Origin of the sequence: Devosia sp. RR2S18 (assembly GCF_030177755.1) — a bacterium.
GTDB classification, from domain to species: domain Bacteria; phylum Pseudomonadota; class Alphaproteobacteria; order Rhizobiales; family Devosiaceae; genus Devosia; species Devosia rhizosphaerae.
In genome coordinates this window covers 3,745,816-3,757,810 of the sequence record NZ_CP126539.1, presented here as the reverse complement: position 1 = coordinate 3,757,810, position 11,995 = coordinate 3,745,816, and the positions used below count along the sequence as shown (strand labels likewise).

The following is an 11,995-nucleotide window of genomic DNA, read 5'->3' as shown; positions in this document are numbered from 1 at the left end:
TGGCTCGCTGCCATTTGGCCAATGCGCCATTTCCCCGTTGCACAGCGCGTCCCCTTTAGCTAGTTTGCGCCCATTCAGCCGGAGCCCAGCTCCGCGCCCCGGATGCACCCGTAGCTCAGCTGGATAGAGCGCTGCCCTCCGAAGGCAGAGGCCACAAGTTCGAATCTTGTCGGGTGCGCCAACAATCTCAAGGGCTTATCAAAACTTTGAGCGGCGTGTATTTAGGCTAGCTCACCACAAGCTCACCAAAAGAGCTCTGCCGCTAGCGGCTATTGGGAGAACACCCGCTTTGATTAAAAGCGAAATGCCAGCGAGCGAAGATGCCGCAAAAAGCGTTGCTGACGTTGCGGAAGCCTTCACCCCAGGGGGAGCGGACGATGCGCCGCACCTGCAGACAGGTTCTGCTCTAAGGAGCATTGCGTCCACAGCGGTGGATCGCTTTGTACAACCTGAGCAGGCTCCGCGAAGGCTGTTCCACTACACATCGTCAGCCGGTCTGCTGGGAATACTTGATAGCAATGAGTTGCGGTTCTCGGATCCGTTCTTCCTTAACGATGGGTCGGAAGTTTTCTATGGCGCCGATATGTTCCGGACGCACTTGGAAGAGCGCCTGAAGGGGTTTGGTAGCTCCACCATTGATTTTGCGAACCGCCTTGTTGAACGGCTCTATCATGACCGTTCATCTGGGCGCGGGCTAATCTTCTGCCTGAGCGAGGAGGGTAACCTTCTTAATCAGTGGAGAGACTACGGAAAGGATATTGTTCCCTACAGCATCGAGTTTGAGATGCAGGAGCTGGTATTTGAGGGAGAGTTTCCAGCCCTAATTTTCAAGATGGTCTATGACCATGAAGCACAAACTTCTGTCATTGCCGAGATGGTGGACAAATACATAATTGAAATCCAGCGTCTTTGGTCATTGATCGAGAACGATGCTGATCTTCAGAACCGAACAATTATGGCGATGTCTGCAGATATAAGCCACGTACTAACACAGTTCAAGAACTCTGCATTTGCTCCCGAGCGAGAGTGGAGGCTGGTAACTTACCCCTACTGGTTCAATGACAAGGCGCCGGACTTTAGGACAAGCTCTCTTGGAGTAGTTCCCTATGTTTCGCGAGGTCCTAAGGGGGGTGCTAAAGGGGGTGGTTTGCTTCCGATAGTTGCAGTCGGTGTTGGTCCGTCTCCCCACGGCAAGACGTCACAGCTAGGTCTCAGCCTGCTCTTGCACCGGTACGGATATGGTCAGGTGCCAACCTGGTACTCTACAATCCCTGCACGATGAACGGGCAGGCGATTACCCCGCAACAACGCTCAAGGCGTGCCGTCGATCGGCCCTGGCAGGCTGAGATCAATGTCAGGCGTTGGCGCGGGCGATTCCGGGCTGCTGGTGCTGCCGCCGCCTATACTTGCCTGCCGCTGGTCCTTGCCTGCACCGCTACCGGGCTGCTTGAGGTCAAGGTTGGTCACTGAGCCACCGCCTCGATCAGCCTTGTGGGTAACGCCTACAATCCTATAGCTGCCATCTATCCCAGGACGAGCGCCTCTTAGGATAAAGGTGCCCTCTGCTTGCGCCTCTGGTGCGAGATCGATTTGAACCGAGCCCTCGCCGCCCTCGCGCTCGTCATCTGCCTTGCGCCCCTCTGCCATGGCCCGGGCCTGCTCTTCGTCAGCGGCAAGCTTGGACACGGCGTCCACCACCTCGCTGTCCTCGATGGAGGTTTCTACGTCCACCTGCTTGAAGCTAGCGGATGCTCTGTCGAAATATCGCGCCCGTGTCGCCTTCGCCTTCTGGCGACTGATTACGGGGGCGATGGACCAATTGATGACGTTGCGGCCTACTTCACCCAAAACCGTCGGCATGGCCGCTCCGCTGGCTGCGGAGCCGGTGCCTCGCTTTGCCAGCACTGCCTTATCGCCTCGGATCTTGAACGTGGCGCCAAGCTCACGAGCCAGCTTTTCGCCCAACTGCAGAAAACTATCGTGATCTGCTGACCAGTAATCCCGAAAGATGGAGGCGAAGGCCGGGTCGATCGCCACGGTCGAGATGCCGGCCTTGCTGGCCGCCTTGTCCATGAATTGCTGCAGCGTGGCATCGTCCAGGTGAAATGCCTGCTTCTCCGTCGCCTTGCCTTTGGCATCGAAGCCTTTGGCGTTGATGCTCAGGATGCGACCACCGCCTCTACTCCCCGACGATCGAACAGCATCAACCACCCCTTCAAACACCAATGCGCCCTGCAGGTGCACTTGGACCTTGGCGCCGTCTCGAGGGAGCTTCACTTGGCCGCCGGCATCGTCGAACTCGAGCTGCGCGGCATCGCTTGCCGTTCCGTCCCGATCAGAGACGGAAACGCTCATGAGGTAGGGCCGCATGGCCGTCGTCGCGTCCTGGCCATCTACCGTCACACGCCAGTCTACTTTCCACATTTTCGAATCTCCTTAGTTGCGATCGAACTGGCTGGCGCGGAACATGTCCCGCACCTCGCGTTCAGCGATTTGTTTGAACTCTTCGAACAGGGCTTGAGGGTTCTGGCTGCCATCAATTGCGAACTGGAAACTCACGCCGCCCAGGTGGATCACCTGAGCCGATCCGTCGCCATCCTCCGCGCTGTTGCCAGCGCCGAGGCTTAGGAATGCGTCTGCGGGATAGCCGGAATTGACCGCTTCCAGCAGCGCCCCGTACCTGCCAGCCGCTGAGGCATTTACGACGAACTCGCCGTTGCTGAGCATTGCCGGGATGCTGTCCGAGGTGCCGGTACCGGGGCCGCCAACCCATCCGCCCGTTGAGAAGCCAGGCAGCGTGCGATCTGGGCTGCTCGGTATCGCTGGCCCTGATGTTCGAACGGGAATAGTGATGCCGGCCGAAGCGGCGGCACGCATTCTGGCCATGACATCGGCCATCTTTGCGGCCATGGCCTCGGCATGTGCGGAAAGCTCCGCTTCCATGGCTGCCAGCTTTTCCGCCAGGCGGGCCCTACGGTCCTCCATGGCTTGTTCCGGCCATTCAGCTATGTCGGCGTCGAGTTTCTCAATTTCGCTCCTGAGCGCGTCGATTTGGCCCTGTGTGGCGCCAGTATAGCCGCCTGTCTTTGCGAGATCGGTTATTATGGATGGTGCGGGTGGCATCCCGCGAGCCTCCGGGGCCATTGATCAAGCCCGTTTGCCGGCAAGGGAGCCACCCGATTTTCGCGTTCATCCTGAACAGTTGATTGGGGCTGTTGCGCAGACCCCGCAGTACAGGAACAGGAGACATAATGGACCAGATTTACATCGGCGTTGATGTCGCCAAGGCTTGGCTCGACATCTATCATCCAGCTCATGGTGCCCGGCGTATCGAGAACACTCCAGCCGGAATCCGGAGCTTTGCCAGTGCTGTTGCGCGCGAGGGAGCATGGGTCATCTTTGAGGCTAGCGGCGGTTACGATCGAGCGCTGCGCGACGGGCTTGAGGCGGGTAAATCCAGCTTCAGTCGAGTCAATCCTCGCCAAGCGCGTGACTTCGCCAGAGCCATGGGAGTGATCGGCAAGACCGACCGCGTTGATGCCAGGATGCTCGCGACCTTTGGACAGAAGCTGCAGCCGGCACAGACGCCCCCGATCTCGGCTACCAGGCAAGTGCTGCTCGCGCAGATCATCCGGCGCCGTCAATTAGTTGAAATGCGAAAGCAGGAGGCGACCCGTCTCCAGCAAACGACAGACAGCGATTCCAGATCCGATATGAAAAGCCTGATCCTGGTTCTGGAACGGCGAATTGCAAAGGTCGAGGCCAGGATCGCCGAGATCATCCAATCGTCGCCCGAAATAGCGGAAACGGACCGCATGCTTCAATCAGTGCCTGGCGTAGGTATGATCGTTTCCGCAACCTTGATGGCCGAGCTGCCGGAAATCGGCACGACGGATCGCCGAAAGATCGCGGCATTAGCCGGTCTCGCTCCGATCGCCCGTGACAGTGGACAGCGGCAGGGTAAGCGGGTCATCGGCGGCGGAAGGGCAACCGTCAGAACAGTCCTGTATCTTGCTGCCTTGCATGCCTCAAGGCATTCGACAACGTTCAAAGCCTTCCGGCGAAAGTTACAGGACGCAGGGAAACCAGTGAAAGCCGCACTGACGGCGACCGCCAGAAAGCTGCTCAGCGTCTTGAACAGTATGGTTGCGGACGGCGCCTACTTCCGGGAAATCCTGGCTACCTGAATACAGTTGCCGGCAATCCCGCCCTCGCGGCCCGTCACTCCCAGCCGCTCGCTCATCACCGGCAGCGGGTTGAAACCCTCATAGATGATCTTCGCGAGCGCTGGATCGAGGGCGTGAACCACATTGTGGTCCCAGCTTCTGTTGGCATCGAAGCCTTCGCCCACACCCTGCGAATTTGCCAGTTGAGCGAGCTCGAAAACGCCATAGGCGCCTACCGCTTTGCCGAATGCAGTGCCGAGGAAGTTCTTGCCGGCTGCAGTGGCTCCCGCGAACCATCCGCCTGCGCCCGTTGCGGCGGCAGCGCCGGCGCCCACCCCGGCGCCCACCCCGGCGCCCACCCCGGCGCCCACACCGGCTCCAGCAGCGGTACCGGGCAACCCCTTACCTCCGGTCAGCCCCATGAAGCCGGCGCCGAAGCTCAGGGCCGCTGTTGCCAGCCTGAGCGCTATCAGCGCCGCAGCCATCTCCAGAACCGCCGCGACGAGTTTGTCGTTGGCTTCCACGAAATCGGACACGCTGTCGATCATCGGCGTGACCGATTCTATGAACTCCGTCAGCTTCGGCAGAAGAGAGTTGCCGACCGCCAAGTTGAAGTTCTCGATGCTCGCCTCGAAACGCGCGATGGCGCCGCCTGGCGTCGTCAGCCACTCTTGGTAATCCCGCTCGACCACGCCCTCGGCATCGATGGCTTCCTGCCTGATGCGCTTATATTCTTCCATGTTTTGCAGCAGCGGCAGTAGGAATGCCTGCACCTGCGCGTCTGCGAATAGGCCGCCGAGAAGATCTTGTTTTCCGCCTTCGGTGATCTGGCCGATGATGTTGAGGGCGTGCTCCATCGGAGAGACGCCGGCCTCTACGGCACGGTTCATCTCTTCCACGATATCGACGCCATGCTCGCCAAACTTCTTGATGGCGTCTGGCGCCATGACCTTCCGCATGAAGTTGGTCATGTTGTTGGCCGCTTCGGCGCCATTGGCAGCGCCAGTGGCCGCCACCTCCAGCAGCGCCACCAGGTCGGCTAGGCCTGCCGACCCTTCGATACCTAGCGCCTTGGCCGCCGCCGTGATGCCGGGGAACTCAGCGGCCATGTCCCGGAGCTCGAATTTCCCTTCTTTGCCCCCTTGGGCCATGATGTCGTAGGCACGCTCAATTTCCTCGGCGGGAATATTTAGATTGTCCACCAGCGAAGCCGCCGCCGCCGCAAGATCGTCCGTGCTCGCGTCATATGCGCTGGCTGCTTTGCCGAGCGGCGTAGCAATGATCTTAGCCTGGTCCTCAGTTACCGCACCGCTGCCCAGCAGTGTGTCCAGCGCTCCAGTGATGCTCTTTGCCCCTTGGGAGGTCGAAAGGCCGATGTCCCTGGCTTCTTCACCGAGAGCGGCCAACTCCTCGCGGGTCAGTTCCGCTTTCTGTCGGATGCCTTCGAGCTGTGCCTGAAACTCCACGGCGGCGCCGATCGGCTCGGAGATCGCCCGGTAGGCAATATAGCCAACGGCCGCGGCGTCGAACATTTGGCCGCGGGCCATATCCATCTGGCGCTGCTGGCGACGGACGTTATCTTCCATCCGCCGAAGGCTGTTTTCGACGCCTCGAGCTGGGCCGCTCACGCGATCCTGAAGCGATACGATTAACTCGGATTCAACCTGGCTGCGGCGACGTGCCATCGTGGCTATCTCTTTCGGTTCTTGGCCTTCACCATGCGGCGCGCTACGTCGAGCCAGCGCTTGCCTTCATCGACGGGCATCTCGTTCCACATGATCGGCGGCATGTGGAGGATGGGGGCTGCCGCCCCTACGGCGTCATCCCATCGACCAGGTTCTCCGTCTTGCTCTCGTCGGCTGCCTCGGTTCCTGAAGGCTTTCCCGAGAACGCAGCGACCGCCTGCGCTGCTGCTCCCATGTCTTCGTTGGTGAGCTCAGAAATCACCTCGAACGGAACGTTGGCCATTGATGCATAGAGCGCTGCGGTTCGCATGGAACCGCCCTTGTGCTCGTCCATCACGAAAAGATCCTTCATCCGCATCTCGCGGGTAAAGGTCAGCTCGGTATAGGTCTGGCCCATGTGATCGATGGGGTTGGTCAAGGTGACCGTAACAGGCTCGCGCATCGGTTTCTCGTCTTGGTTGGAAAAGCGTTCTACGCCTTCAGTTTAGAGGTGTTTAGGCTACGTCTTTAGAGCGCTCTTTAGGCTCGGACAGCGGTGTCAGACTGGAGAGATTCGGCAGTCGCCCCGCCCCGCATGGAGCGAGAGACGGAGTACGGTCCCTATAGTGGGGAGGGTCAGTCGGCGTGTTTGTCGATCCGACGGCTAAGGCCAGAGCGCGTAGCACCCGGGGACTGGCTGAGAGCTGCTTCGTCTTGCTGCTGGGCTGCCTCGGCGTGCTTGGTGATACGTTGATGGAGGGTGCGAGTGTCCGATGCGGACGTGGGTGCCGTGGGTGTCCTAGGCTTCGTCATGATGGGGCTTTCTCAACTGTGGTGATCAGGGCAAATCTGCATCGAACGCGAGCACGGAACGTGGATCAGCGTCCGGCCGACGCATGATCATGGTGCCCGCGTCCTCAGCCAGGCGGATCATTCGCTCTTCGATGTCTTCAAGCTGCGAGATCTGCAGTTCTAGTTCATCCAGCCGATCCTGGCGGACTTCGTCCGAGATGCTCTCGCGGTCGGCGTAGAACTCGTCGAGGTTGCGGGTAATGATCTCGACAGCAGCGCTCGCTACCGCCGCCTCCAGCAGCTCCGAGGTCAACTCGACCCTCGGAACGTCATAGGTGGCCTGAGAAGGTCCGGTGAAATAACCAAGGAGGTTGCGGCCAAGGGCTGCGGTTTCCTTTGATGCCCGCCAGTTCTCCAGCCTCTCAAGTGCAGCTTCGCGGGCAACGGGCATGTGGGAAATTTGGAGCCGCTCTTCCTTGGCCGCAAGGATTTCTCGACGCAGGCTCTCAATGTCCTGCAGGCGACCTACTTTCGCCTTCTTAACCTTCTGAAGAGTATCGAGCGCGGATTTGAGGTTCATTTGGGCAGCTTCCCATATTCGGTGTCACCACCATCGATTTCGATGTTGAACTCGCGGTTATCGAGCCGCTGAGGTGGCCCTTTGGCTAGGCGTTTGCCGCGAGCTTCAAACGCAGCAAGACCCTCGTCGCCCTCAGTCTTGGTCGCGTAGTCTCGGCAACTGGTGATGAGCTGTCGGATGCTTTTGGCTTGACCTACCTTCTCCTGATACTCTGCATCAGCATCTTTCCATTTGAGCTCGGCTTCGTCCCTCTGCTTCTTGTTTGTTTCGAGGTCTTCAGGGGATAGTCGCGCACCATGATCAAAGATGTGCCGTTCGAAACGGTTCATGTTCCGATAGTGCTGGTCATATCTACCCTTGGCTTCTGCGCTCATAGTTCGGGCGAGGGAGGAAAGGTGCTCCAGCGCCTCAAGACGCGTCTTATCGATTTTGCGGAGGGGAAGGGCCACTCTGTTCTCCAAAAGATTGAAGGGCGGCGTCCCACACCAACCGTCCAGAGTAAATGTGGGACGCCCTCAGCAAGAGTGGCGGGTTGAGCAGCGTCTGACTGCCCCTATGCACATTCCCGCTGGCAGGAGTTTGCCAGTGGAAAGACGACAGCCAAATCAACCCGTCACGTCTTGTTGCCCACCACTCTGAGGGAGCAGGTTGGCAATTCAAACGGGCTATTGAATTGCCAACTTTAGAATGTCGCGGAGTCTCCTCGATTGTGGCAACCGAGCCTCGTCCTTGAGGATGCGCCACCAGGTAAGCGCCGGTTCATCTGATGGACCCAGATCTTTGCTCCGCTCGCGCGACCAACGGGAGCTTTCGTAGCGGCAGAAGCTCTCTTCCATCCGGGCGGCGAGAGCACTGGCGGTCAGTTGGTCCCAGCCAGGAACCAGGCGAACCAACCGCCGCAACATCACGTCTCTCTCGGCAAGCTGCTCATCGCGGCGGGCACTAATGCCACCCTGCGACCTAAATCCAAAGGCTTCGTCGAGAGAAATTTCACCTCCGGAAAACACCACTTTGGAGAGCTTCAAGCCATGATCTCGAAGAACAGGATCGTCGCTGAGGAGCAGAGGCTTCGCCACGTCTGCCAGTTCGTCGAGCTTGGTCCGCCGCCTACGCTGACGCCACTTGGTCATATTCATCGACCTCCGCTCTCTGGCGGTAACAACGATAACTGATTGGGATCGTCAGTCAGCTTGGAACGACTAGCTTTCCACCGGGCTCGCTGTTTTGCGGCGTGCAATGCCCGTCGGCAATCATCCGAGCAGTAGCGAGGATACCTGCCCACTTCCAAGCGTCGGAACGTAAATCCCCGCTGGCAGACCTTGCAGATACCGGAGAGCCACTGCTGCCGGTTGAACTCTCGTGAGGCCATTATGGTGCTTCCCTCAGCGCTGTTAACCGCATGGGCCGGTATTAACCCTGTTAACCGTTCGTTTTGGCGAGTGAGACTGGCAGGAATTCGCAGTCGCGCCGCCCCGCATGGAGAGAGAGGCGGGGTACGGTCCCTAAACTGGGGGTGCCGCGCTCTGTTGCGGGTCCATTGCGGGTTAGGTTGCGGGTTAGTAGCGGGTCTAAGCCCCGCAAACCTTGGAGTTGTTGCGGGTGTTGCGGGTTTTCTCTCACCTAGTGTGTATGAGAGAGAAGAATAGAACTGTCGCACTCTGCTTAGCCCCGTTCCCCATACGTATGCGCCCGCGAGAAACCCGCAACACCCGCAACGCCCCGTTGATTTCATTGCCGTTTCTCCGTTTCAACCCGCAACAGACCCGCAACGGACCCGCTACTAACCCGCAACACCCAGAAGCTCTGGCAACCCGCAACAGACCCGCAACAGACCCGCAACTTTCGGACCAACCGGCCCTCCCACGCGCCTAGCTCGACGACCCCCCTTCGGAGGGGGTGCGGGGATGATAGTTGGTGCCGCCGACCCCCTCAGTGTCGGGCAGGCTATGGAGCGAAATGTCCACGAAGTGCTTGATCCCCATTATATTTCTCTTGCGCTTCTCCATGGGCTCACCATTGATCGGAGCGCGCTTCACCTTGTTGCCAAAGCTGGTTTCAGAGGGGACGGGATCAACACCATTAGCGGCGCACCACCGGACGAAGCCCTTGTAGAATTCTCGGCTCGTCACCCGGCTACCGGGTGCATGGAGCACACAGTCTTCGACGAAGGCCCCCACTGCGTCCCGATCGCGCCTGACACTCTCTGCGAAAGCCCGCATGGCAGGAGTGATGAAAGGCGCAAGTCCGTTCGCAAGGTACTTGCAGGCCCCTTCGACAATCCAATTCAGAATCCCGTCACGCTCAGCGTCATACAGCGCCATCACCTGGTCAAATGGCAGGCGCTCTTCATCAGCTATTTTGACTTCCCAGGGCACGATTAGCGTTCTTCGCCAGATACCGTAGTCGGCTCCGGCGATGTTCGGCTCGGCATTGGAGGTCATGATTGCCGTGAACTTCGGAGCCATGTCGAACAAGCCCTTGTTAAGGTGCCGAACCGGCATGTCCGAACCCGACGTGATCAGCTTTAGAAGCTCTTCCTTGATTGGTTCGCGCCTGGGGACTTCCTCGATCGTCAAAACGCGGACGCCTGGCAGGCGCGCCCAGTCCGGGCTCGCGCGATCGCCTGAGGGGCTGTTCTGACCTGAGACAGAAGCGTAGTTCATCGGCTTTGTGTAGGTGCCGAGCGCGCGGCCGCAACTCTGCAGGAATGCTGATTTCCAGTTGCCGCCGTCGCCGTACATGAACGCATAAACCTGCTCACCGGTGACCCCCAGTGCGCTGTAGCCCATGAACACCTGCAGGAACTCGCGATTAGCGGCATCGGGCATGAAGCGCTGAAGATCGGCCCGCCACTGGGCAGCCTCAGCTCCCGGCCGATAGCTCGCGGCGGTCACCTTGGTGATGAGGTCATCTCGTTGATGCTCATCGAGTCGGGTTTTAACGATGTAGCGCGTGACTGACGGATCGGGGCAGTCCTGGTCGATCTCTCGGAAGAAGCGCAGTGTTCCACTCGGCGTATTGAGCGCGTAGTCGTCTGCGTCCAGCTGGCGAGGCAGGGCAGACTTGTGCGGCTCCGCCTGGCTGATCATGGCATTGGTCCTCGGCCTGTCGCCCGACCGAATGGCAAACTGGAAACGGCCTTGACGCTTGGAGGCGAGATTTTTAGCGATCGCATCCGCTGCCTTGATCTTCGCCTTCGCCTCTTCGTCTCTCTGCCGTGCTTGCGGAAGATCCTCGCGCAGGCGCATCGCATCCTCGAGTATCTTCATTTGATCTGGATCGGCTTGGATGAGGGCAGCTTCCCGCTTGATCATCTGCACAACGTCCTGGGCGCGCCGCTCGATCGCATGCCGACCGCCTTCGCCGTCCCAGTAGCTGCCAGTCCAGGAATGCCAATCAGCCTCGCGCACAAACAGCAGATCGCTGCCAAACCAGCGTAGCAGGCGCGCTCCATTGCCGGCGTCGTTTTCATCGAGCTCGACGCAGCTCTTGAGGATTTCCCATTCGGCTGGCGTCAAGTGTTCAGGGCCGAGAGAAACCGGTGCCTCTTCGGCACCGGTTTGCTCACTGGTTGAACTCACCGCAGCTTTCTCGCCGTCGAGGTCTACCTCGACCCGTCGCTTCTTCTTCATGGCCTTCCGAACGGCCTCGGTGCCACCATCATGATCTTGAAGTCTCACTTCGGTGGTGCGCGCCATAGCCTTTTTCACGGGGTTCGGTTCAGGCATCAGTTAGCCAAGCCTGCGACTATCCGCCTGGTTTGATGTACCGAGTGGACGGCATCAACGGCCAGATCACGGTCGACAAACCGGCCCAGGTAGCGACCAGTCCCCGAGAAGCTCTCAAACCGCAGGCCCACGCGGTCCACTGTCCCGATCAACTGAGCGCCGTCATAGACATGGGTCACAACGGCGCGGCTCTTGCCATTGGCAGCCAAAGCCGCCTCGTGCCGGTCCCACCAGCCGACGAACTTCTTGGGTCTGGTCAACTGGCGTTCCTCTCTGCCGTGGATCGAACCGGCCGAGAAAGCTTCTCAGCTGCCCAAGCGTCGAGGTCCTCGGTGGCATACAAAGGGATACGGCCGAAGTAGGTGATGGAGGGGCCACCGCCTACAGTGGCCATTTTGGCGAGGGTAGCGACAGCAACGGGAACGCCGTGAGTTTCGAAGAGGTAGCCTGCCGCCTCTTTGCGGCGCATCCGGGGGCGGAGATTTGCCGTCATTTTGCGGTCCCCCTCTCCGCATTGTGCACCTGATAAAATGCCTTCTGGATAGCGAGAGCGCGGCTTTCCAGATCGTTTATCGCGAAGGCGAGTGCGTTGAACTCTGAAGGGTGCATTGTCGTCTGCACGGCGCCTTCCCGCTTGAAAGGAAGATGATCGAACATGGTGGCAGTAAGTACACTCATGCCCACCAGGTCACTAAGCAGCGGCTCGAGGTCCAACCAGCTATCGGGTTCTTCCGACACTTGCTTCGATTGAGCGGCGACGCTACTAATCCGCGTAGTCATTGCCTTTTCCTTCCACGGTTTGGCTGTGATCATGGCGCGGCGAGGTTGCAGCCTCGGCCGCGCCTTTTGTTTTCATCCGCACCCGAATGCAGCGGATGATCTCAGAATTCTGCGAACTGCCATTTTCCTTTGATTCCGCGACGATGAAGGCTTTCACATCGTGCGGAAGACGCAGTCGCATCTGTGGATCGATGCGGGCCATTCCTGATCTCCTTAACCATAAACCTAACAGGTCCATGTGGTACCTTTTAGGTCCACTAGCGTCAAGTACCTAAATGGTTCATA

14 protein-coding genes and 1 tRNA gene are annotated in these 11,995 nt (G+C 59.2%); 3 read left to right on the top strand and 12 right to left on the bottom strand.

The window, feature by feature from the left end:
• Positions 1-104: 104 nt before the first annotated feature.
• A tRNA-Arg gene (locus QOV41_RS18620) sits at positions 105-181 on the top strand.
• Positions 182-289: 108 nt separating this feature from the next.
• On the top strand, positions 290-1,282 hold the full coding sequence (locus QOV41_RS18615) for a DUF2971 domain-containing protein (RefSeq protein WP_284578410.1): 993 nt from the start codon (positions 290-292) through the stop codon (positions 1,280-1,282).
• Positions 1,283-1,311: 29 nt separating this feature from the next.
• Here QOV41_RS18615 and QOV41_RS18610 read toward each other — a convergent pair whose 3' ends face one another.
• Positions 1,312-2,424: a phage late control D family protein gene (locus QOV41_RS18610; RefSeq protein WP_284578409.1), complete on the bottom strand. Its 1,113-nt coding sequence runs from the start codon at positions 2,422-2,424 to the stop codon at positions 1,312-1,314.
• A 12-nt stretch (positions 2,425-2,436) separates the two neighbouring features.
• Positions 2,437-3,123 carry a hypothetical protein gene (locus QOV41_RS18605; RefSeq protein ID WP_284578407.1) on the bottom strand — a complete coding sequence of 229 codons (687 nt, stop codon included), beginning with the start codon at positions 3,121-3,123 and terminating at the stop codon, positions 2,437-2,439.
• A gap of 128 nt (positions 3,124-3,251) precedes the next feature.
• Between QOV41_RS18605 and QOV41_RS18600 the strand changes: the two genes are divergently transcribed.
• Positions 3,252-4,187 (top strand): IS110 family RNA-guided transposase, encoded by a 936-nt coding sequence (locus tag QOV41_RS18600; RefSeq protein WP_284577271.1) that lies wholly within the window; start codon positions 3,252-3,254, stop codon positions 4,185-4,187.
• Here the strand turns inward: QOV41_RS18600 and QOV41_RS18595 are convergent.
• The 10 genes from QOV41_RS18595 to QOV41_RS18550 form a co-directional block, all read right to left on the bottom strand.
• Positions 4,160-5,851: a phage tail tape measure protein gene (locus QOV41_RS18595; protein ID WP_284578406.1), complete on the bottom strand. Its 1,692-nt coding sequence runs from the start codon at positions 5,849-5,851 to the stop codon at positions 4,160-4,162. The two genes, QOV41_RS18600 and QOV41_RS18595, sit on opposite strands and share 28 nt — an antisense overlap.
• Before the next feature lie 127 nt (positions 5,852-5,978).
• On the bottom strand, positions 5,979-6,293 hold the full coding sequence (locus QOV41_RS18590) for a phage tail assembly protein (protein ID WP_284578404.1): 315 nt from the start codon (positions 6,291-6,293) through the stop codon (positions 5,979-5,981).
• Between the two features lie 375 nt (positions 6,294-6,668).
• Positions 6,669-7,202 (bottom strand): hypothetical protein, encoded by a 534-nt coding sequence (locus QOV41_RS18585; protein ID WP_284578403.1) that lies wholly within the window; start codon positions 7,200-7,202, stop codon positions 6,669-6,671.
• Positions 7,199-7,651: a hypothetical protein gene (locus tag QOV41_RS18580; protein ID WP_284578401.1), complete on the bottom strand. Its 453-nt coding sequence runs from the start codon at positions 7,649-7,651 to the stop codon at positions 7,199-7,201. Before QOV41_RS18580 ends, QOV41_RS18585 begins: the two co-directional genes overlap by 4 nt.
• Positions 7,652-7,867: 216 nt before the next feature.
• Entirely contained in the window at positions 7,868-8,332 is a 465-nt protein-coding gene (locus QOV41_RS18575; RefSeq protein WP_284578399.1) for a hypothetical protein, read from the bottom strand.
• Positions 8,333-9,070: 738 nt separating this feature from the next.
• Complete coding sequence (locus tag QOV41_RS18570) at positions 9,071-10,900, bottom strand: DNA primase family protein (protein ID WP_284578398.1); 1,830 nt, start codon at positions 10,898-10,900, stop codon at positions 9,071-9,073.
• A gap of 29 nt (positions 10,901-10,929) precedes the next feature.
• Complete coding sequence (locus QOV41_RS18565; RefSeq protein ID WP_284578397.1) at positions 10,930-11,190, bottom strand: hypothetical protein; 261 nt, start codon at positions 11,188-11,190, stop codon at positions 10,930-10,932.
• On the bottom strand, positions 11,187-11,423 hold the full coding sequence (locus QOV41_RS18560) for a hypothetical protein (RefSeq protein ID WP_284578396.1): 237 nt from the start codon (positions 11,421-11,423) through the stop codon (positions 11,187-11,189). Before QOV41_RS18560 ends, QOV41_RS18565 begins: the two co-directional genes overlap by 4 nt.
• Positions 11,420-11,710: a hypothetical protein gene (locus tag QOV41_RS18555; RefSeq protein WP_284578394.1), complete on the bottom strand. Its 291-nt coding sequence runs from the start codon at positions 11,708-11,710 to the stop codon at positions 11,420-11,422. Before QOV41_RS18555 ends, QOV41_RS18560 begins: the two co-directional genes overlap by 4 nt.
• Complete coding sequence (locus tag QOV41_RS18550; protein WP_284578393.1) at positions 11,694-11,912, bottom strand: Arc family DNA-binding protein; 219 nt, start codon at positions 11,910-11,912, stop codon at positions 11,694-11,696. The genes QOV41_RS18555 and QOV41_RS18550 overlap by 17 nt, the downstream gene beginning before the upstream one ends.
• Positions 11,913-11,995: the final 83 nt, after the last annotated feature.

What these genes read in the sequence shown, in the direction of transcription:
- QOV41_RS18595 (WP_284578406.1), bottom strand. Translation starts at nt 5,851, where the DNA reads ATGGCACGTCGCCGCAGCCAGGTTGAATCCGAGTTAATCGTATCGCTT.
- QOV41_RS18555 (WP_284578394.1), bottom strand. Translation starts at nt 11,710, where the DNA reads ATGACTACGCGGATTAGTAGCGTCGCCGCTCAATCGAAGCAAGTGTCG.
- QOV41_RS18605 (WP_284578407.1), bottom strand. Translation starts at nt 3,123, where the DNA reads ATGCCACCCGCACCATCCATAATAACCGATCTCGCAAAGACAGGCGGC.
- QOV41_RS18610 (WP_284578409.1), bottom strand. Translation starts at nt 2,424, where the DNA reads ATGTGGAAAGTAGACTGGCGTGTGACGGTAGATGGCCAGGACGCGACG.
- QOV41_RS18590 (WP_284578404.1), bottom strand. Translation starts at nt 6,293, where the DNA reads ATGCGCGAGCCTGTTACGGTCACCTTGACCAACCCCATCGATCACATG.
- QOV41_RS18575 (WP_284578399.1), bottom strand. Translation starts at nt 8,332, where the DNA reads ATGACCAAGTGGCGTCAGCGTAGGCGGCGGACCAAGCTCGACGAACTG.
- QOV41_RS18570 (WP_284578398.1), bottom strand. Translation starts at nt 10,900, where the DNA reads ATGGCGCGCACCACCGAAGTGAGACTTCAAGATCATGATGGTGGCACC.
- QOV41_RS18560 (WP_284578396.1), bottom strand. Translation starts at nt 11,423, where the DNA reads ATGACGGCAAATCTCCGCCCCCGGATGCGCCGCAAAGAGGCGGCAGGC.
- QOV41_RS18585 (WP_284578403.1), bottom strand. Translation starts at nt 7,202, where the DNA reads ATGAACCTCAAATCCGCGCTCGATACTCTTCAGAAGGTTAAGAAGGCG.
- QOV41_RS18600 (WP_284577271.1), top strand. Translation starts at nt 3,252, where the DNA reads ATGGACCAGATTTACATCGGCGTTGATGTCGCCAAGGCTTGGCTCGAC.
- QOV41_RS18550 (WP_284578393.1), bottom strand. Translation starts at nt 11,912, where the DNA reads ATGGCCCGCATCGATCCACAGATGCGACTGCGTCTTCCGCACGATGTG.